Here is a 17,580-nt window from a genome sequence, read left to right as displayed (position 1 = left end):
ATAATGCCAACAAATAATTAATGCCAATAATGATAATTATTAATCATTATTGGCATTAATCATTATTTGAAGAGTTCTTTCGCATCAATCGCTTCACGCTGTTTTTGGGTAGCGTATTGCCATTGGTAAGTGGAAAAACCGAAGAGTCCCGCCAGCAGATTGGCAGGGAAGGTAACGATGGCATCGTTATAATCGGTAATGGAGGCACTCAGGTAGCGCCGACCTGCGGCCAGTTGCTCCTCACACTCGGTGAAAGCATGTTGCAGATGTAGGAATTGTTGGTTAGCCTTTAGCTCAGGGTATTCCTCCGCACGTGCCATGACATTCATCAGCATCTTGTTCCCCTTCTCTGGTTGCAGGTAGGGGTTTTGTTTTTCAGTAACCACAGGAGTACGCAGCTCGGTGATTTGAGCTAAGGTCTCCTGCTCATAGTTCATATACTGCTTGGTAGTTTCAATAAGGTTTGGAATAAGCTCTGCTCGCTGGATAAAAAGCGAATCCAACGAGGAAATAGCATTCTGTATCTGGTTTTTTCTCTTGGCTATCTTATTAAAAACCAAGACAATGTATAAGAGCACTACTACTCCTACACCGAGTAAAATGTAAGTAACCATAATAAGTTTTGAGTTTTGAGTTGTTAGTGGTTAGTTTTTAGTGGTTAGTTGTTAGTTTTCAGAGGCTAACCACTAACCACTGACGTCTGACTGCTGACCACTGACGTCTGACTACTGACCACTGAGCTTCAGTGTTTCAATCATTTGTAATTGTTCTACCAGTTCCTCATAGACTTGGGTAACTAAGTTGAGGTCTATTTTTTGGAAGAGGGCACCGATAGGGCTATCTACCGCATTGAGCACATTGCCACGGTTGGTAGCAATAACGATGTTATCGGTATTGATAGCGATATATACTTGGCCTTTGTAGCGCTCATTGAGCTTTTTGAGGCGTTCCATAAAGGCGGGGGTAAGCACATAGCGGGCAGTAATCTGGTCATCACAATATACCTCAAACATCTTTTGGAACTCAGGGTCTTCCAAGCGGATACGCTCGCCCCCTGTGTTGAGGTAAGCGGCTATATCATTGTCGTTGAGCGTACCGAAAAAGCTCTTGACAGGGTGTATCACGATAGGGTGTTTAAAAGTCTTGGGCGAACGTGCCACAAAGTAATTTCCATAGAAAGCTACTCGGTCGGACTCGTTCTCCTTGCGAACCGTTGGGCGATAGGTCAGTGCTAAATTACAAGACTGGAAAGGCACCCCATTGTAGTGACCTACAATCTGGTCGCCCCCTGTAAGGTCATAGCGCTCTTGGCGGAAAAGGAAAGAAGAGAGAAGGTCACCAAGGCCTATATGTCCCTTTTCTATATACTGAAAATCAGGGCTGATGTAATGCACCACACGACTGAAAATCTTGGACTTAAGCTGAGTGTAATCCTCCGCACCTGCCATTTTTTTCTTAGCCTGTTGCATAGAGATAAAGCTCAATAGGAAACCAAAAACTACAAAACCTATGATAAAGTACAGCACACTTGTTTGAGAGGAGAAATTAAGTACACCTGTAAAGGTCAAGACCATCATTATCACTACGAAAGCTACAGCGACTATAGTAGAGGTCTTGAACATTCCATGACTTGCACTACGCCCTTTCTCCATAGAGGCAAGGGTAGGGGCTAATTCCTTTTCAGCAAAGGAGCGGAACTCGGCTACAGGTTTTAGCGTGATAGGTGCTCTTTCGGCTTGGCTTTTCACTGCTGCCTTGTCAAATAGGGTGTTGGACTGCGGTTTGTTATAGAGTTCGTACATCACTTCCTTGTAAGCCCCCTCATCGGCTCCAGTAAGGACACGCTTGATCTCGGCTGAGCCTGCACGATAGTGGATAGGGAGCGTGTAGTTTTTGTTCTTAATGGATACCCCTAAGTAAGAGATAGGGTCCATTTGGATACGAGAGCGTTTGCCAAAGGGAATAACTGTGAGGTAATCATCTGTCTCACTGACGATGCGGCACTCTTCTCCTTGGCCGATTAGGGAAAAAGCCTCCTCTACCTGCTCGCCACGCTTAAGGATTTTCCACACCCGTATAAGGGGATAAGCGGCAGTGAGCAGCAAGGCCAAAGGCAGTACGAATTTCACATAGGTAGGGACATTGGTAGTCTGTTGGCTTAGAAAAGGCAGTAGGTACTTCACTGCCAAGAAGATTCCTATAAGGATCAGTACCACTACGATAATAAGGTTTCTTAGGGTGATACGCTTTTCTCTACGCACCTCGTAGAGAACATATTCTTTAGCATCGGATAAAGTCATAAAATAATGATTAATGATTAATTTTTTATATGGAAAAGGTCAGAGGTATGTATCTTAAAATCACGGAAAATAGTGGAGTACACATAGTCATCTGCAATGGGTATAGTGGGTTTAAATTTCTTGTTATCAGCCACATAGACAAAAACAAGTTCTCTCTCAGGATCAACTACCCAATATTCGCGAACCCCTTCTTCTTGATAGAGGGCAAACTTGCTTTTCATCTCTTTTTTAGAGTTCCCAGGGGAAAGGATTTCAACCACTAAGTCAGGTGCACCTACACAGCCCTTGCTGTCTATTTTCTCAAAATCACAGACCACACACAAGTCAGGTTGTACGACTGTATATACTTGGCTTTCCCCTTTCTGTGGGAAGCGTACATCTCAAGAATCTTTCCTTTGAGTAGCTCCACACGCTCCTTTATCTTCCAGACTAAGTAATCGGCATAGGAGTAAATCCCATTGACAAGGTCTAACTGATTTAAAGAGGTGATTTCCATAGGAGCCCATTGTTTTACGTTGCAAATGTACAAAAATAATAACAAATGACAAACAACAAATTAAGCACTTTTTATAGAATCTGTTATTTGTCACTTGTCATTTGTCATTTGTCACTATCTTAGTATCCATCAATAGCACTGATAAGGGTCTTATAGCGGTCATAGTCCGCCCCAGAGACCACTTTCACAGGAGTAACTCCTCTGAAATCTGATGGGGAAAAATACTTCATCAAAAGGATATAGAAAGTCTTGTTGTCCTTGTCCTCCCAAGAAAACATCTGTAAGGGCTGGTTGTTCTTGGAGGGTAGGTTGGCCAACTCTTGGTAGTTTCCTTGTTCTAAAAGGCGTGCCAACTCCTCCACAGTGGTATGGCCAGAATCAAATTTTTTATGTCCCTTGGCCTTGATTTTCGTTTTGGTTTGGATATTATAGTAATCATAGGCCGTATAGAATCCTAAACCAGTGAATACCAGTCCTATGGCAGCAATGATACGCCACACCCATAGCTCCCCAACAGGGGTAATTTCGGGATATATCATCAGTACAAGGAATGCTAAAAAAAGTATTCCGTTAATAGCCTTCTTAGCAATGTCATTCTTTTTGGCAAACTGATCAGGATGCGACTCAAAATAAGCAGGCAAACTTTGTGGAATTTCTTGACTCATATTAGTTTGATTTTAGTGAAACAATCTTATATACTACCACTCACTAACTTCATATTGTCCGTCAGGGGTAGGTGTTACATGGAATTGGTAATAATTGGTTACAATATTACGCCCTTCTACGGATTTTCCTTCCCCTTTTTTAGTGCACTGGATTTCATATTTTTGTTTTATCTGTCCGTTTTCCTTAGTAAAGACAATGGAATGCACGATATAGCCTTCCATTTCTTCTAATTCAGATTGTGAACTTAGGAACTTTATCATCTTATCCACCTGGGCAGGTACTTTGTCAAAAGGAATTTCGGCGAGGGTAAAGGTTTCCGCTTTGGAGGGTTCGTCAGAGGAAATATCAGGCGAGCTAAGACCTGCCTCGGAGGCTCTTTGTGATACGTCTTTGCCTTGCTTCTCATCAAAATACTGAGCGGTTACGGATTCAAAATTCTCTTCCAAAGGTTGTCCTGCCCAAAGCATTACCTTAGTGAAAGCCTTGCCTGTATAAGGATCTTTCTCTAAGAGTTTTTTGGCTTTTTCCAATCCTTCAGCACTGACAAGTTTGCTCCCAGTGAGGGAACTACAGCTACTTATAACTAAGGCAAGGCCTATCCCTGCCATGGTTAATAACTTTTTCATTATCTAACAATTTTATATTATTCGGCAAAGATAAATAATTTCAGCGCTTATAAGTAAAAGAATCAATATTCGCGGGGGGGGGTAAATATTCGCAGAAAAATAAGTGAAAAGTGAATAGTAAAGAGCGAAAAATGCTCTTTACTATTCACGCTTCACTTTTCACTTTTTAGAGTTTGATAATTAACAATTAAATTTGTATTTTTGCACATGATTTAAATACTATCAGAATGGAGACTTTGATACCTAATAAAGAATGTATGAACACTGTGTTATTACAAGCAAAGGTGCAAGAGTCAGATGTGCCTTATATAGAGCGATTTCTTAGAGGAATTGCTACAGAGGTCTCTTTTGGTGAAGAGACAGATTTCTTCGAAGAACTAACGGTGGAAGATATTCAGAAAATAGAGAAAGGAAGAGAGCAAATACAACAAGGTGTAAGTATCAGTAGTCGGGATTTGCAAAAAGAAACCAGAGAGAAATATGGAAGTAAAATGGGCTATTGATGCCAAAAACGACTATCACAATACACTTGATTATTGGTATGAACACAATGGTTCTTTTACCTATTCAGCTAAGATTATACAAGCTGTAGAAGCATTAGAGTACGACTTGGCTAACAATCCTTCTACGGCGTTCAGCCACGGGGATACGCTCACCTGTGGTCAGCTCCAAAACGCCTTCTTTGTAATACTTTCGCACGTAGCGAGCATTGACCAAATAGGACTGATGAGAGCGTATGAACTGAGAGGAGGGCAAAAGTCCTTCGTATACCTTGATGACCTTACTGACTAAGATCTTCTTTCCGTCGTCAAGGTAAAAAGTGGTATAGCCCTTATCGCTCTGCAAGTAGACAATCTTCTCTATAGGCACTACATCTATTCCTTCGGCGGTAGAAAGAGAGATCCTACTTATTTGACTCTTATCGGCTATATATTGTAAGGCAAGTTGCAGCTGGGAGGCTGCGACCTTGAACTGCTCTTTCTTCTGATAACATCTCAGCAGGGTTTGGTTGAAGAATGTTTCCTCAATAGGCTTAAGCAAATAGGCAAAGGCACCTAAGTTCAGTGCTTCTATGGCAAACTGGCTATAGGCGGTGATAAAGATAAGCTGTAGGTGTTCTGTTTCTATCTCGGAAAAAAGGGTTAGACTATTCCCATCTGAGAGTTGTATGTCTGAGAGTACCAGTTCGGGAGATAGGGCAGGAATCTCCTGCCTTGCAGTAGCTATATTCGAGCTATAACCTACTGTTTGAGCAAAAGGGAGCTTTTCTACAAGGGCAATGAGATAACGGAGTATATTCGGTTCGTCTTCTAAAATATACACTTTCATAAGATAGGGATTACTAAGGTTATACAATATCCGCTTTCAGGGGCTTTTCGAGGGGCAGCGATAAGGTAGGCGTTGTTCTTTTCGGTGGCTAATAAGAACGCTGCTACCTCTGTGTCCCGACCAGCAGAGATAGGGCTTTGGGGGAGCTCCTGAGCATAGCAGCTACCTATACATAAGAGCAAGAGAAGAATACGATACATGTGATTAGTCATTGTTTTCGTCTGTTTCAAAGAAAAAATCCTCACGGGGGAGCGTCTCAACTAAGTGTTTCAGGCGAGGGTCATGCAATAGGGTTATGTTGAAAGAGAGCTTGATGCCTACCTTTAATAGCTCATGAGCAAGGGCTTCACTCTTGTGAAAGCCATGGAGAATCCACAGGCCTGTGGCGCCACTCTTCTTACGCAAACCGATAAGCTCCCCGTAGCTCTTGACACAATGGATAATCAGCGGCTTATGTAGCTGCTCGGCCAAAGCGATATGTTGCTCAAAGAGTGCTATCTGCTCGGGCAAAGGCGTAGCAGCACGCTTGTCCAAGCCGCATTCGCCTATGGCAACACAGAGCGGATGAGTGGCACGCTCAAGTACTTGCGCCCATTGCTCTTGGCCATCTCCACTGATATAACAGGGGTGAATACCTACCGAGAATACGCCCGCATCGTAAGTGTCTTCAGGGAAGCAGTTCTGTACCTCCTGACTATTTTTTGCCTTATGGGTATGTACGTTAGGATAGGGGAAAAGAGGATTAATCGTCATAGGGAAAGAGTTCTACTGCCTTTTCGTACACCATGGAGGACTCCCAGCCCTTGTAGAGCAGGTAGTCAGCGAGCTTGCGGCGTGCTTTCTGGATATTCTTCTCAGTGATAGTGTCGGCCTTTTTCTCTGCCAAGGTATCAAATACCTCTTGATAATCGTCCTCTATCTCCTCCATAGCACAAGCTATATTGTAGCGGGAGATCTCGCGAAACTTCAGCTCGCGGGTGATACGTACGCGTCCCCACTTTTTGAAACGGAATTTGCCTCTGGCATAGCTACGAGCAAAGCGTTCCTCATTGAGGAAATTTTCCTCAATAAGGTACGCTACAATAACATCTATCGCTTCGGGAATCATACGCATCTGTCGGAGCTTAGTGACGACCTCTTTGTGGCAACGTTCCTGATAGGCACAATAGCGCTCCATACGCCTCTTGGCTTCCTCTACCGTATAAGTTTTTACCGTTTCGCTCATGATCAAAAGGCAGCCATCCACGTTTTCCAAGGCAATACACCTAAAATAAGCAGTAATCCTATACTATAGAAAATAAGGATACGCTTGAAAGCACCTGTATCAGTTTTCTGCTTTTTGTGTAGAGACCAGCCAATAGTAATAAGGGTTACCGCCACAATACCGAAGGGGTGCTCCACTAGCATCTTTCTCAGGTAAGCGTCCTTCATCACGCCTGCCCCCATAGCCGACCAGCTTTGGAAAAGAGGGGTTACAAAATAGAGGATAAGCCCTAAGGTAACCTGTAGGTGTGTGAATATAAGAGCAAACAAGTTGATACGCAAGTCCTTTTTCTCATATTTACGTTTTTGCCATACACCTAAAGCGGCATTGATTACAGCAAAGCAAAGCACTACCAAGACAATATAAGCAGTCAGTGAGTGGGTGGTTTTCAGTAGTTGATATAACATATTCAGTTTTGAGTTTTAAGTTTTGAGTTTTAAGTTTTAAGTTTTTAGTCACTAATCACTAATCACTATTCGTTATTCACTAAAGTAGAATTCTTTCCCGTCTTCGCTCAGTAGCGTATTAGGGAAAATCGTTTGGGCTTCTTCTTGGAAAACCCGTTTGTCCTTATAGCGAGAGGAGTAGTGGCCTAAGATAAGGGTTTGTACATTAGCGGCTTTAGCGATTTTGGCTGCTTCAAGAGCGGTGGAGTGCTTGGTTTTCTCAGCCAAAGCACGGTTATCCTCAAGGAAGGTGCTCTCGTGATAGAGTACTTGTACCCCCTCAATCAGTGGTATGATCTTAGGCAAATAGGCGGTATCACTACAAAAGGCATAGCTCTGTGCAGGAGCAGGCGGGAAGCTCAGTACTTCATTGGGGATACACTCCCCTGTATCTAAAATAATGTCCCTACCATTCTTGATATTCTGATAATAGCAAACGTCGATACCATATTCTTGTACAGCATCAGCATTGAGCTTGCGTTCCTTGTTTTTCTCTTTGAACAAAAAGCCATTGGCATAGATACGATGGTCAAGGGGAATGGTAGTGACCGAGAGCTTATCGTCCTCAAAGATAACTTCGCTTTCCTTGCTCTCCAGCTCATGGAAGTACAAGGGGAAGACCATATGAGCGCCACTGACTTTCAGCAGTAGCAGCATGGCCTCTTTGGCACCCTTAGGGGCATGGATATGTAGTTCAGCCTCCCTGCCTTGTAGCTGGAAAGTAGAAATCAGCCCCGCCAATCCGTAGAAATGATCACCATGGAGGTGGGAGATGAAGATATGCTTGATACGGGCGAACTTAGCCCCTGATTGTCTCAGAGCCATTTGTGTTCCTTCCCCACAGTCAATAAGGAAGAGATGCCCTCGCATCTCCAAGAGCTGGGCAGTGGTACGTGCCTTATCCCTCGGGGATGCACTATGACAGCCTAATGTAGTTAATTTCATTAGTTTTAAAATTCTCTGCAAAGATACGAATATAAAAGCCAAAGGGCAAAGACTTCGTAATAATTCTTTGACCTTGCAAAAATACAACAAAAAAAGCAAACAAACAATTGTTTTAAAATCGTATCTTTGCAATGCTGATATAACGAGAGTTCGACAATAGAAAATCTGTAAAATCTGTGTTTCACAGACCCAACTGTGAGCACTTTTATTATATCACACTCATGTTAATGATTATTTTTAACGCGAATCAATAGTAAAAAAACAATTGTATAGTCCAATTCATTAAGACGCAATAAATTGCGTCTCTACAAAGGACTACGCTCATCAGGAGTTGTCTTAGCCAGCGTATGCGTAGAGACGCAATTTATTGCGTCTTAGAAAGTTAGTGATTAACATTTTAACTATTGATTCGTATTTTTAGTATGAAATTATTCAAGCAAAAAATGTGGCAGTTTGAAACATCAGGAATAGAAGGTGAGGTAACACTCTTTGGCGTAAATATCTTTGCCTACAAATGGCAAGAAACGGGGGAATATGTAAAAGTAACAGACCCTCTCTATCACGTTGAAAGGTCTTTTTGTCTTTATAAAGTAGTGATAAATGGCGAAACACACAGCTTTGTAGCAGGGGAGTTTAGCAATATGATATGGGGATTTTATTTGTTAAAATATTGATATGGACAACATCAAAAAACTATACAATCTCACACCAGAGGACTGTAAAGGCTTCTCGGAAACACAGCTATTAAAAGCTGAAAAACGCTTACTCATCACCTTGCCTGAAGAGTTCCGAGCGTATTACTTAGAGTTAGGGGCAACCAAAAGTGTAAACCAATCCTATAACTCATTGGCTACACCTCAGCAATTGTATTTTGCAGGGGATTACTTATGCTTTTGTGAAGAAAACCAAGGAGTGGTAATGTGGGCAATTCGAAAAGAAGATTTAAACAACCCTAACCCTCCCGTTTGGGGTAATTACAGCTCCGAAACCGACCCCAATTGGATACAAGAAACCAAAAATCTCTCCGACTTTTGGTTGTACATGGCTATTTACAATGGTGTGATGGGAGGCTTGCCTTACAACGCTAATGCAATGGGCGGTTTGGATATGGAAGGCTTTGAAGTCTCCACAGAAGCTGTTGCTTATATAGAAAAACAATATACTGAGCTTACCTCCCTCAGTTGGGAAGGGCAACGCACCTTCACCGATGCGAACTTTAAAATAGTCATTACCCTTGCCATACATCAAACTACAAACCGAGCCACTGCTATTTTTATAGGCAGCACTCAACAAGAGTTATTTGATACTCTTTTAGACGCTATGGAAAACTTTGGCTTGGAATGGGATTACACTTCCTACGACGATGATGATGACGAGTCGTAGTACGACGGGCAGTTATAAACCTTGGTAAAGATGAAATTATAGAGCTAATTAACTAAATTGACAAATTAATAATATGACCGAAGCAGTAGAAGGCGAGGTACATAGCTTTGTAGCAGGAGAGTTTAGCAATATGATATGGGGCTTTTATTTGCTGAAATATTAAAAACAATTGTAATTATGAAAACTTTAAAAGACAAGGCTAAAGGATTTATACTAAGTCTATTCAACAAGGTGAAAAATAACGAAGTAGTTGCTAAAGATTACTTAATTGCAACATTAACTCCTAATGCAATGGAGATATTGAAGACCATTTCAGCTATTCAATTTAGATATCAAATTGCTTATGTTGCTATTAATCCCTCTGAATTAAAACACATTTTCGATAGACATTACAAAGAAAATGAAAAAGCTACTCATCAGGGTAACCCTCTTACAGATGTAGAAATAGAGGCTATAGTAGATATATTGGATAATCCAGATAAGATTATTTCTTTAGGATACATTAAGAAACATCAAGCAGAAACCTACTTATTCTTAAAAAAGAAAGAAGATAATACAACTGTGATTGTTGAAATATTTGGAAGTAAGAATAATAAATTACGACTAAAAACAATGTATAATAGTATCAAGTCAGATGATAAAATAATAGAAGATGAGTTAAAGTCCTTACTCAACACGTCCGATAACGCATCTGGGTTATTAGCCCAGCGAGTCTATGACTTTAACTCATCTTCGGGGACAAAGGTACAACACTTTTTGGAATTCTCCAAAGATTTCTAATTGAAATCTCAAAATTTGTTTATTAGTCAAATTGCTAATTTGGCAATTTAAAATTCACAACCATCGGCGTACTTTCAAGCAATAGTTTTCGTATTCTTTGCCAAATTTCAGTCTAAGGGTGCGCTCTTCTGGAATGATTTGGAAGCGTGTCATATAGGCTATGAATAGTGGGATTCCTATCCAAGTTAAAAGATAAGAGAGCCATATTGCCCAAGCGAGTAAACAGCAAGCCAAGCCTACGTACATAGGGTTACGGCTCAGTTGGTACACACCTTCAGAAACGAAATGAGTAGCTTGTGATGGATCAAGAGGATTGACAGTAGTGCGGGCTTTACGAAAGCTCCAAAGCGCAGCCAATCCAACTCCCACACCTATCCCTGCAACAGCTATAGCTAGTGCAGGTAAGTGAGGTAATGCACCAAAAGGCAATAAACGAGCAATTCCCCACATTGTCAAGGCACAGATAAGCCATACTCCAACAGGAGGGATTTTAAGTTCTAGATTTTTCATTTTCTATTTTCTAAGGGCAAAGGTAGTGATATTTTGGCAATTAGCAAATTATCCTTATCTTTGTGTCCTAAAACCTTACTTTTAAAGCTATGGAAATTACACATATCAATCAGTTAGACCCTTTGGGCACTTACACCTATGCCGATTATCTGCTCTGGAAGCTCAAAGAGAAAATACAGCTCTTCAAGGGGAAAATATTTGCAATGAGCCCAGCACCAGCAAGGTTTCACCAAGAAATCTCTACCAACCTAAACGAGCTACTAATACCTTTTTTTAAGGGACAAAAATGTAAGATTTATTCCGCTCCCTTTGATGTGTTCTTCAAAAGTGCAGACGGTAAGGAGTCGGTTGTACAGCCTGATATTTGTGTGATATGCGACCGACAGAAACTCACCCAGCGAGGCTGCGAAGGAGCACCTAATCTCATCATTGAGATACTTTCGCGAGGCACTCAATACAACGATACCAAGCTGAAGTTTGACCTCTATCAGGAGCAGGGCGTACCTGAATATTGGGTAGTAGACCCTTACTATAAAACGGTACAAATCTACCTATATCGTGAGGGTAACTATATAGCTCTTTCCCCTATTTTAGAAACCGACGAAGTGCAATCGGTTACCTATCCCGATTTGCGCTTTCCAGCCCATAAAATTTTTGAAGAATAATGAATACCCTAAGAAAAGAACTACGCCCTGATTTTGCGACAGCAGAAAAGCGGTACCCGCTTGTACTAAAACGCTTGGAAGACTATGAAGCCTTTTGGGATGCCCAAAGTGAAGGCACTCCTGATGTTAGGATAGAATTGATAATCAATCTTTAATAGCTAAACAATATGAACACAAATTGTATCAAAGGAAAAATTGCTTTTATCTCAGGTGCCAGCAGTGGGATAGGCAGAGCAGTAGCCGAAAAACTGGCACAAATGGGTGCAAACCTTATTCTCTGTGCACGCCGTGTGGAGGTATTGGCACAGCTGAAAGACCAATTAGAGAAAGAATATGCTGTGGAGGTCTTCACCTTGGTATTTGATGTGAGACATTACCAAGAGGTAGCCAAAAACATTCAGTCTTTGCCTGAAAAATGGCGATATATTGAGATTCTCATCAACAATGCAGGCTTAGCCATAGGACTACAACCTCTGCACACCTACGCCATGGAAGATGCCGACCAGATGATTGATACCAACATCAAAGGATTTACTTATGTAGCCAATAGTGTGATTCCGCTCATGCTCGCCACAGACAAAGTGGGTACGATCGTGAACATTGGGTCGGTAGCGGGGGAAATAGCCTACCCCAATGGCAGTATCTATTGTGCGACCAAGTTTGCTGTAAAAGCTCTTAGCGATGCCATGCGTATAGAGCTAATGGATAAAAAAATAAAGATAACGACCGTAAAACCTGGTTTGGTAGAGACTAATTTCAGCAAGGTGCGTTTCAAAGGCGATACCGAGAAAGCCGATAATGTCTATAAAGGCATCACGCCCCTTTATGCTGAAGATATCGCCGATACTATTGCCTATATCGTCAATCTACCCGATAAAGTGCAGATTACCGATATTACTGTAACACCACTGCACCAAGCCGATGCTTTGCATGTGTATAAAGAGTAGTTAATTATTATAAGAGATAAAATCGTCTTTTTCTTGGAAAGCAAAAAGAAATGATGTATCTTTGCACCTTGAAATAAAACTATGGAAAGAAAGACGGCATTATGTTAGGTCCTAATCAATACTTTACGCTTCAGCAGGCCTCACAGTGGGCGACGCAATATATGGGCAAGAATGTTACTTCCTCCAATATTTCCTATTTAGTGCAGTATGGTAAGGTCAAAAGATATGAAAATGATGGGGTTACCCAAATAGATAAGGACGAACTCAAGGCTTATTATGATGCTTTGGGAGGCAGTCGTCAGAAACAGTGGAAGGAAATATTGGGAGAGGATCTGAATTGGGATTTATCATTTGAACAATACAAAGAGGCAGAAACTACCAAACATGTACACCGTTTGCATCCTTATAAGGGTAAGTTTATTCCACAATTAGTAGAATATTTTTTAGATACCCATACAGATTACTTTAAAAAGGAGGTCTTTTTTAAGGCAGGAGATATAGTACTTGATCCCTTTTCGGGTAGTGGTACCACTATGGTACAAGCCTCAGAGTTGGGTATACATGCCATTGGGGTAGATATATCGGCTTTCAATGCACTGATAGGCAATGCTAAAGTAGGTCATTATGATTTGATAGATGTGTATCAGCAATGCCAACGCATTACAGATGTACTGAGGGCTTTTCTAGCAGAGAAACAAATACTTGCTTTTGATGCGGAACTCACCGAAGCACTCAATAATTTTAATAAAGAGTACTTCCCTGTACCCGATTATAAATATCGCTTACAGCGCAAAGAGATAGATGGCAAAGTATATGGTGCTGAGAAAGAGCAACAATTTTTACCTATCTATCAAGCTCTTGTAGAGAAATATCATATTCAGCTAAAACAAGCTAAAGCCGATACGTTTTTAGACAAGTGGTATATACAACATGTGCGCGAAGAGATTGATTTTGTATTTGAAAAAATCAAAGCAATACAAAACCCAGCAACTAAGTGTATTATTACACTTATATTGAGTAGGACGATTCGCAGTTGTCGAGCTACCACTCACGCCGATTTAGCGACCCTAATAGAACCCATAACAACTACTTACTATTGTGCCAAGCATGGTAAGGTGTGTAAGCCGCTATTTTCAATCTTAAAATGGTGGGAGACTTATGTCAAAGATACGATCAAGCGGTTACAACAATTTAAAGAATTGCGTACTGATACCTACCAGAAATGTTTGCAAGGTGACAGTCGTACCATTGATATCTTTGAGGCATTGGAGCATAAGGATCCTGAGTTTGCTGCTTTGGCAAGAAAGCAGCAAATAAAAGGTATTTTCTCATCACCTCCTTATGTAGGGCTGATTGATTATCACGAACAACACGCATACGCTTACGACCTATTTGGTTTTGAGCGTAATGATGATAAAGAAATAGGCCCCCTTTACAAGGGACAAGGGCAGGAAGCCAAACGTATGTATGTGGCTGGTATTGCTGAAGTACTGACCAATAGCAAACGCTTCTTAGCTGATGATTATGACGTGTTTTTAGTAGCTAATGACAAATATGGCTTATACCCCGAAATAGCCGAGCGAGCAGGAATGCGAATTGTAAACCAATACAAACGCCCTGTGCTGAACCGTACTGAAAAAGACAAAGGTGCGTATGCTGAGATTATATTTCATTTGAAAGAAAAGTAAAATGACTTTATCAAATATTCAAAAAGAAAGAATAGCAACAGAGGTAATCAAAACACTTATAAACAGATTTGATAAGTTTCCAGAAGATACTTCTGTGAATAGAAATGCTCCTTTTCATGAGGCTTTTTTGAATGCTTTCGCAGAAGAGCTTAAAGGAAAGGTTCCTAGTATACCTTTCTTTATAACATTGAGTAGTTGGTTACATGGCTTGAATACTACCTTAGGCCAGCAGTTCTTTGAAAATATAGCTCATCATCTCTCCAATGGAGAAAAAAGAGAATATACAGGAAAGCGTTTAGGAAGTCAATATATCACACGAGGACAAAAGGATAGTATCTCTCAGATTATTACAGAATTGAGTAATAGTCAGCAACTACCTGACCTTGCAAGAGAAAATAGTATGCTTTTTCAAGAAGAGCATACGCCTCAGACAAAGGCTATAGACTTTTCAGCAGATGTGTTTATCCATGAGAGGGGCACTATTACTGCTATTGAACTCAAGTCTGTAAGGCCTAATGCAGGAGAGATGCGAGGAGAGAAACAAAAGATTCTGGAAGGGAAGGCGGTTTTACATAAGTTATTTCCTGATAAGCAGATAAGGTTTTATATAGGATTCCCTTTTGACCCAACAGAAGATCCAAACACACCTACATCCTATGACAAAGATAGGTTCTTTGATTCTATAGTCAATATGTCAAAGTACTTTGCAAAGGAAGAGGTGCTGCTCTCCAGTGAGTTATGGGATTTTCTTTCAGGAGAAAATCATACAATGGAGCAAATTTTGGAGATTATTAATGCTATTTCCACTCCAGAATTTCTAACCAAATTCTATTTTCTAGTAAATGAAAACAACAGAGGAAAAGAAGCATATAGAAAACAACTTAAGGATTGGTATTTGTTTTCAGAACTTTTGCTTATAGAGAATGATACTCTCATAAAAGGACGTATTCAAGAGAATAAAGTATGGACAAAATACTATAACCAAAGTATTTTTAATGCTCAGGGGATTTACAATTATGAAAGATATTATATACTAAAGAGTTTGATCCCTTAGAAAACCAATAACTAATGGAAATCACTAATATCAATCAGTTAGATCCTCTCTATGGGGTGTATTCGTATGCGGACTATCTGTTGTGGAAGTTCAAGGAACGGGTAGAGATCTTTAAATGTATTGGTCTATGTGCTTAAGGACGGTAAGTATTTGAATCCTATGAATATAGTAGAAGGAAATATCCCATCAGAAAAGTTCCCTATGCTTGAGATAAGCACAGACGATATTTTTTCAGAGAACTAAAAATCAGAAAATATAACAACCTATAAAATTATCAAGAATGTTAATAATAAAAGATCTCCACGCGGGTGTGGATGGTAAGGAAATCCTTAAAGGAATCAACTTAGAAGTGAAAGCAGGTGAAGTACATGCAATTATGGGGCCTAACGGAGCAGGCAAATCTACGCTCTCTTCCGTAATTGCAGGCAATGAGAACTTTGAGGTAACTCAAGGGGATGTGATCCTCAACGGGGAAAGCCTTTTGGAGGATGCCCCTGAAGAGCGTGCACATAAGGGTATCTTTATGTCGTTTCAGTATCCCGTGGAAATACCTGGTATATCAGTAACCAACTTTATCAAAACGGCAATCAACGAGAGCCGCAAGGCACAAGGACTGCCTGAGATGTCCGCTGGCGAACTCCTTAAGAAGATACGTGAAAAAGCTGCTCTCTTGGAAATCAACCCAGACTTTTTGGCACGCTCCCTTAACCAAGGTTTCTCTGGAGGGGAGAAGAAGCGCAACGAAATCTTCCAAATGGCTATGCTAGAGCCTAAAATTGCAATCCTTGACGAGACGGATTCAGGCTTGGATATAGATGCGCTGCGCATTGTGGCCAATGGTGTGAACAAACTCAAGAATAAGGACAACGCTGTGATCGTTATCACCCACTACCAACGCCTTTTGGACTACATTGTCCCTGACTATGTTCATGTGCTTTCCGATGGTAAAATCGTGAAAACAGGGGACAAACACCTCGCCTTGGAGTTGGAAGAAAAAGGATATGATTGGCTTAAATAGTGACTAATGACAAGTGACTAACGACTAATTACGAACAACTAATGACTAATTTAAAAGACAAATGGGAAGCAGCCTTTGCGCAGTTTCCTCACAAGGACGATATACTAAAGGACATCCGCCAAGAGGCTTTGCGCTTCTTTGCTTCTAATGGCTTTCCTCATAAGAAGATAGAGGCATGGAAGTATACTTCCCTTGAGGGAGTACAAGCCACTGACTACACGTTGTGGCAACCTACCCATGCTAAAAAGACACTAGCGGCAGAGGCCCTGCACCCTTATAGGATAGAGGGTAGCCATCTCTTGGTCTTTGTCAATGGCTTCTTTAGCTCTGAGATGTCCGATGCCGCTGTGGCCGACTTTACCGTAACGCCGCTGTTGGAGGCTTTGCACAAGGGAGGAGCTGACTTTGTGGGCAGATATTTTAATGCAGCTACCGAGAAAGGTGATGTCTTTACTGCCCTTAATACAGCTTATGCCGCCGAGGGGGTGTATATAGAAGTACCCAAGGGCAAGGTTGTGGAAAAGCCCATTCAGCTATTATACTTGAGCGATGTGGGTACACCTACTTGTTTCCAGCCTCGTAATATCATCTCGGTAGGGGAACGAGCAGAGCTGAAGGTGATTGAGATGCACCACAACCTCTCCCAAGCACAGGTATTGACCAATGCCGTAACAGAAGTATTTGTAGCCAAAGAGGCACATTTGGACTACTACAAATTGCAGAATGATGTGCTCCAAGCCTCCCTGATAGACAATACTTATATCTCTCAAGAGGGGCAGAGCCATGCCAGTGTACATACCTTCTCTTTTGGAGGAACACTCACCCGTAACAACTTGAATTTCTATCACCATGGGGAATACTTGGAATCTACACTCAAGGGATTGAGTATACTCGAAGGTCAGCAACATACCGATCATTATACCTTGGTGAACCATGCGCACCCTAATTGTGAGAGCCATCAGGACTATAAGAGTATTGTAGATGGGGAGGCAACCAATGTTTTCAATGGGAAAATCATGGTTGAGCAGATTGCTCAGAAAACGAATGCTTACCAGCAGAATGACAATATTTTACTTTCAGAAAAGGCAACTGTATATACCAAACCCCAATTGGAAATCTTTGCCGATGATGTGAAGTGCTCTCATGGCTGTACCGTGGGTTCACTTAGTCCTGATTCACTGTTTTACTTACAGACACGAGGGATTGGGAAGAAGGAAGCCGCTGCCCTGCTTACCTATGCCTTTGCCAATACAGTATTGGAGAGCGTCAAGATACCCGCACTCTCAGACTATATCAATAAGATCATCGCTGAGAAATTAGATGTCAAAGTTGATTTTTAGTCAAATGTCTTCACTAAAAATAGATTTTAGCTCCTGTGGAATAAATAGTATAATCCACAGGAGTTTTTTTTATTAAAAAATGAGGTTATTTGAAAGAAAAAACGTAATTTTGTAGGGCCTACA

The 17,580-nt window shown here is 41.1% G+C and carries 22 protein-coding genes and 2 pseudogenes; 12 read left to right on the top strand and 12 right to left on the bottom strand.

Features of this window, described 5'->3' with window-relative positions; genetic code table 11:
• Window positions 1-62: 62 nt before the first annotated feature.
• The 5 genes and pseudogenes from HMPREF9331_RS08685 to HMPREF9331_RS08665 all read right to left on the bottom strand — a co-directional run bounded on the left by HMPREF9331_RS08685 (window position 63) and on the right by HMPREF9331_RS08665 (window position 4,088).
• Window positions 63-614, bottom strand: a complete 552-nt coding sequence (locus HMPREF9331_RS08685; protein WP_016420599.1) for a LemA family protein — start codon at window positions 612-614, stop codon at window positions 63-65.
• 111 nt (window positions 615-725) lie between these two features.
• The gene (locus HMPREF9331_RS08680) at window positions 726-2,300 is read right to left on the bottom strand and encodes a DUF3137 domain-containing protein (protein WP_016420598.1); all 1,575 of its coding nucleotides are present in this window, start codon (window positions 2,298-2,300) and stop codon (window positions 726-728) included.
• A 17-nt stretch (window positions 2,301-2,317) separates the two neighbouring features.
• A pseudogene (locus HMPREF9331_RS08675) lies at window positions 2,318-2,796 on the bottom strand (Uma2 family endonuclease).
• Window positions 2,797-2,915: 119 nt separating this feature from the next.
• Complete coding sequence (locus HMPREF9331_RS08670) at window positions 2,916-3,461, bottom strand: hypothetical protein (protein WP_016420595.1); 546 nt, start codon at window positions 3,459-3,461, stop codon at window positions 2,916-2,918.
• Between the two features lie 33 nt (window positions 3,462-3,494).
• On the bottom strand, window positions 3,495-4,088 hold the full coding sequence (locus tag HMPREF9331_RS08665; protein WP_016420594.1) for a hypothetical protein: 594 nt from the start codon (window positions 4,086-4,088) through the stop codon (window positions 3,495-3,497).
• Between the two features lie 227 nt (window positions 4,089-4,315).
• On the opposite strand from HMPREF9331_RS08665, the gene HMPREF9331_RS08660 reads away from it, so the two are divergent.
• Window positions 4,316-4,591, top strand: coding sequence for a hypothetical protein (locus HMPREF9331_RS08660; RefSeq protein WP_016420593.1), 276 nt, complete (start codon window positions 4,316-4,318; stop codon window positions 4,589-4,591).
• 94 nt (window positions 4,592-4,685) lie between these two features.
• Here HMPREF9331_RS08660 and HMPREF9331_RS08655 read toward each other — a convergent pair whose 3' ends face one another.
• The 6 genes from HMPREF9331_RS08655 to HMPREF9331_RS08630 form a co-directional block, all read right to left on the bottom strand.
• Complete coding sequence (locus HMPREF9331_RS08655; RefSeq protein ID WP_016420592.1) at window positions 4,686-5,417, bottom strand: LytR/AlgR family response regulator transcription factor; 732 nt, start codon at window positions 5,415-5,417, stop codon at window positions 4,686-4,688.
• The gene (locus tag HMPREF9331_RS08650; protein WP_016420591.1) at window positions 5,414-5,617 is read right to left on the bottom strand and encodes a hypothetical protein; all 204 of its coding nucleotides are present in this window, start codon (window positions 5,615-5,617) and stop codon (window positions 5,414-5,416) included. Before HMPREF9331_RS08650 ends, HMPREF9331_RS08655 begins: the two co-directional genes overlap by 4 nt.
• Before the next feature lie 4 nt (window positions 5,618-5,621).
• Window positions 5,622-6,170, bottom strand: coding sequence for a TatD family hydrolase (locus tag HMPREF9331_RS08645; RefSeq protein ID WP_016420590.1), 549 nt, complete (start codon window positions 6,168-6,170; stop codon window positions 5,622-5,624).
• Window positions 6,160-6,642: a regulatory protein RecX gene (locus HMPREF9331_RS08640; RefSeq protein ID WP_016420589.1), complete on the bottom strand. Its 483-nt coding sequence runs from the start codon at window positions 6,640-6,642 to the stop codon at window positions 6,160-6,162. The genes HMPREF9331_RS08645 and HMPREF9331_RS08640 overlap by 11 nt, the downstream gene beginning before the upstream one ends.
• Before the next feature lie 2 nt (window positions 6,643-6,644).
• Window positions 6,645-7,088, bottom strand: a complete 444-nt coding sequence (locus HMPREF9331_RS08635) for a hypothetical protein (RefSeq protein ID WP_016420588.1) — start codon at window positions 7,086-7,088, stop codon at window positions 6,645-6,647.
• 72 nt (window positions 7,089-7,160) lie between these two features.
• Window positions 7,161-8,072 carry a ribonuclease Z gene (locus HMPREF9331_RS08630; RefSeq protein WP_016420587.1) on the bottom strand — a complete coding sequence of 304 codons (912 nt, stop codon included), beginning with the start codon at window positions 8,070-8,072 and terminating at the stop codon, window positions 7,161-7,163.
• Window positions 8,073-8,476: 404 nt separating this feature from the next.
• On the opposite strand from HMPREF9331_RS08630, the gene HMPREF9331_RS08625 reads away from it, so the two are divergent.
• The 3 genes from HMPREF9331_RS08625 to HMPREF9331_RS08615 all read left to right on the top strand — a co-directional run bounded on the left by HMPREF9331_RS08625 (window position 8,477) and on the right by HMPREF9331_RS08615 (window position 10,235).
• On the top strand, window positions 8,477-8,746 hold the full coding sequence (locus HMPREF9331_RS08625; protein WP_016420586.1) for a hypothetical protein: 270 nt from the start codon (window positions 8,477-8,479) through the stop codon (window positions 8,744-8,746).
• Window position 8,747: 1 nt separating this feature from the next.
• On the top strand, window positions 8,748-9,455 hold the full coding sequence (locus HMPREF9331_RS08620; protein WP_016420585.1) for an SMI1/KNR4 family protein: 708 nt from the start codon (window positions 8,748-8,750) through the stop codon (window positions 9,453-9,455).
• 177 nt (window positions 9,456-9,632) lie between these two features.
• Entirely contained in the window at window positions 9,633-10,235 is a 603-nt protein-coding gene (locus HMPREF9331_RS08615; RefSeq protein ID WP_016420583.1) for a PBECR3 domain-containing polyvalent protein, read from the top strand.
• A 54-nt stretch (window positions 10,236-10,289) separates the two neighbouring features.
• On the opposite strand, the gene HMPREF9331_RS08610 is transcribed toward HMPREF9331_RS08615, so the two are convergent.
• Window positions 10,290-10,745 (bottom strand): methyltransferase family protein, encoded by a 456-nt coding sequence (locus HMPREF9331_RS08610; RefSeq protein ID WP_016420582.1) that lies wholly within the window; start codon window positions 10,743-10,745, stop codon window positions 10,290-10,292.
• Between the two features lie 89 nt (window positions 10,746-10,834).
• Between HMPREF9331_RS08610 and HMPREF9331_RS08605 the strand changes: the two genes are divergently transcribed.
• The 8 genes and pseudogenes from HMPREF9331_RS08605 (at window position 10,835) to sufD (ending at window position 17,457) form a co-directional block, all read left to right on the top strand.
• Entirely contained in the window at window positions 10,835-11,410 is a 576-nt protein-coding gene (locus HMPREF9331_RS08605) for a Uma2 family endonuclease (protein WP_016420581.1), read from the top strand.
• Window positions 11,410-11,565 carry a hypothetical protein gene (locus HMPREF9331_RS12985; protein ID WP_016420580.1) on the top strand — a complete coding sequence of 52 codons (156 nt, stop codon included), beginning with the start codon at window positions 11,410-11,412 and terminating at the stop codon, window positions 11,563-11,565. The genes HMPREF9331_RS08605 and HMPREF9331_RS12985 overlap by 1 nt, the downstream gene beginning before the upstream one ends.
• A gap of 12 nt (window positions 11,566-11,577) precedes the next feature.
• Window positions 11,578-12,357, top strand: coding sequence for an SDR family NAD(P)-dependent oxidoreductase (locus HMPREF9331_RS08600; protein WP_016420579.1), 780 nt, complete (start codon window positions 11,578-11,580; stop codon window positions 12,355-12,357).
• Window positions 12,358-12,458: 101 nt separating this feature from the next.
• Window positions 12,459-14,045: a DNA methyltransferase gene (locus HMPREF9331_RS08595; protein WP_016420578.1), complete on the top strand. Its 1,587-nt coding sequence runs from the start codon at window positions 12,459-12,461 to the stop codon at window positions 14,043-14,045.
• A gap of 1 nt (window position 14,046) precedes the next feature.
• Window positions 14,047-15,099 (top strand): TdeIII family type II restriction endonuclease, encoded by a 1,053-nt coding sequence (locus tag HMPREF9331_RS08590; RefSeq protein ID WP_016420577.1) that lies wholly within the window; start codon window positions 14,047-14,049, stop codon window positions 15,097-15,099.
• Window positions 15,100-15,113: 14 nt separating this feature from the next.
• A pseudogene (locus tag HMPREF9331_RS13215) lies at window positions 15,114-15,215 on the top strand (Uma2 family endonuclease); the annotation flags it as partial.
• A gap of 164 nt (window positions 15,216-15,379) precedes the next feature.
• The gene (sufC, locus tag HMPREF9331_RS08585) at window positions 15,380-16,117 is read left to right on the top strand and encodes a Fe-S cluster assembly ATPase SufC (RefSeq protein ID WP_016420575.1); all 738 of its coding nucleotides are present in this window, start codon (window positions 15,380-15,382) and stop codon (window positions 16,115-16,117) included.
• 41 nt (window positions 16,118-16,158) lie between these two features.
• Window positions 16,159-17,457, top strand: a complete 1,299-nt coding sequence (gene sufD, locus HMPREF9331_RS08580; protein WP_016420574.1) for a Fe-S cluster assembly protein SufD — start codon at window positions 16,159-16,161, stop codon at window positions 17,455-17,457.
• Window positions 17,458-17,580: the final 123 nt, after the last annotated feature.

It is taken from the genome of Capnocytophaga granulosa ATCC 51502 (assembly GCF_000411115.1).
In the GTDB taxonomy this organism is placed as follows: domain Bacteria; phylum Bacteroidota; class Bacteroidia; order Flavobacteriales; family Flavobacteriaceae; genus Capnocytophaga; species Capnocytophaga granulosa.
The sequence above is the reverse complement of the archived record's forward strand: the minus strand, read 5'-3'. Positions and strand labels throughout refer to the sequence as shown.

Excerpts from the sequence above, each read along its gene's own strand:
- HMPREF9331_RS08630 (WP_016420587.1), bottom strand. The coding sequence starts at position 8,072 with ATGAAATTAACTACATTAGGCTGTCATAGTGCATCCCCGAGGGATAAG.
- HMPREF9331_RS08655 (WP_016420592.1), bottom strand. The coding sequence starts at position 5,417 with ATGAAAGTGTATATTTTAGAAGACGAACCGAATATACTCCGTTATCTC.
- HMPREF9331_RS08640 (WP_016420589.1), bottom strand. The coding sequence starts at position 6,642 with ATGAGCGAAACGGTAAAAACTTATACGGTAGAGGAAGCCAAGAGGCGT.
- HMPREF9331_RS08670 (WP_016420595.1), bottom strand. The coding sequence starts at position 3,461 with ATGAGTCAAGAAATTCCACAAAGTTTGCCTGCTTATTTTGAGTCGCAT.
- sufC (WP_016420575.1), top strand. The coding sequence starts at position 15,380 with ATGTTAATAATAAAAGATCTCCACGCGGGTGTGGATGGTAAGGAAATC.
- sufD (WP_016420574.1), top strand. The coding sequence starts at position 16,159 with ATGACTAATTTAAAAGACAAATGGGAAGCAGCCTTTGCGCAGTTTCCT.
- HMPREF9331_RS08660 (WP_016420593.1), top strand. The coding sequence starts at position 4,316 with ATGGAGACTTTGATACCTAATAAAGAATGTATGAACACTGTGTTATTA.
- HMPREF9331_RS08645 (WP_016420590.1), bottom strand. The coding sequence starts at position 6,170 with ATGACGATTAATCCTCTTTTCCCCTATCCTAACGTACATACCCATAAG.
- HMPREF9331_RS08595 (WP_016420578.1), top strand. The coding sequence starts at position 12,459 with ATGTTAGGTCCTAATCAATACTTTACGCTTCAGCAGGCCTCACAGTGG.
- HMPREF9331_RS08680 (WP_016420598.1), bottom strand. The coding sequence starts at position 2,300 with ATGACTTTATCCGATGCTAAAGAATATGTTCTCTACGAGGTGCGTAGA.
- HMPREF9331_RS08615 (WP_016420583.1), top strand. The coding sequence starts at position 9,633 with ATGAAAACTTTAAAAGACAAGGCTAAAGGATTTATACTAAGTCTATTC.
- HMPREF9331_RS08605 (WP_016420581.1), top strand. The coding sequence starts at position 10,835 with ATGGAAATTACACATATCAATCAGTTAGACCCTTTGGGCACTTACACC.
- HMPREF9331_RS08600 (WP_016420579.1), top strand. The coding sequence starts at position 11,578 with ATGAACACAAATTGTATCAAAGGAAAAATTGCTTTTATCTCAGGTGCC.
- HMPREF9331_RS08665 (WP_016420594.1), bottom strand. The coding sequence starts at position 4,088 with ATGAAAAAGTTATTAACCATGGCAGGGATAGGCCTTGCCTTAGTTATA.
- HMPREF9331_RS08635 (WP_016420588.1), bottom strand. The coding sequence starts at position 7,088 with ATGTTATATCAACTACTGAAAACCACCCACTCACTGACTGCTTATATT.
- HMPREF9331_RS12985 (WP_016420580.1), top strand. The coding sequence starts at position 11,410 with ATGAATACCCTAAGAAAAGAACTACGCCCTGATTTTGCGACAGCAGAA.
- HMPREF9331_RS08650 (WP_016420591.1), bottom strand. The coding sequence starts at position 5,617 with ATGTATCGTATTCTTCTCTTGCTCTTATGTATAGGTAGCTGCTATGCT.
- HMPREF9331_RS08620 (WP_016420585.1), top strand. The coding sequence starts at position 8,748 with ATGGACAACATCAAAAAACTATACAATCTCACACCAGAGGACTGTAAA.
- HMPREF9331_RS08685 (WP_016420599.1), bottom strand. The coding sequence starts at position 614 with ATGGTTACTTACATTTTACTCGGTGTAGGAGTAGTAGTGCTCTTATAC.
- HMPREF9331_RS08610 (WP_016420582.1), bottom strand. The coding sequence starts at position 10,745 with ATGAAAAATCTAGAACTTAAAATCCCTCCTGTTGGAGTATGGCTTATC.
- HMPREF9331_RS08590 (WP_016420577.1), top strand. The coding sequence starts at position 14,047 with ATGACTTTATCAAATATTCAAAAAGAAAGAATAGCAACAGAGGTAATC.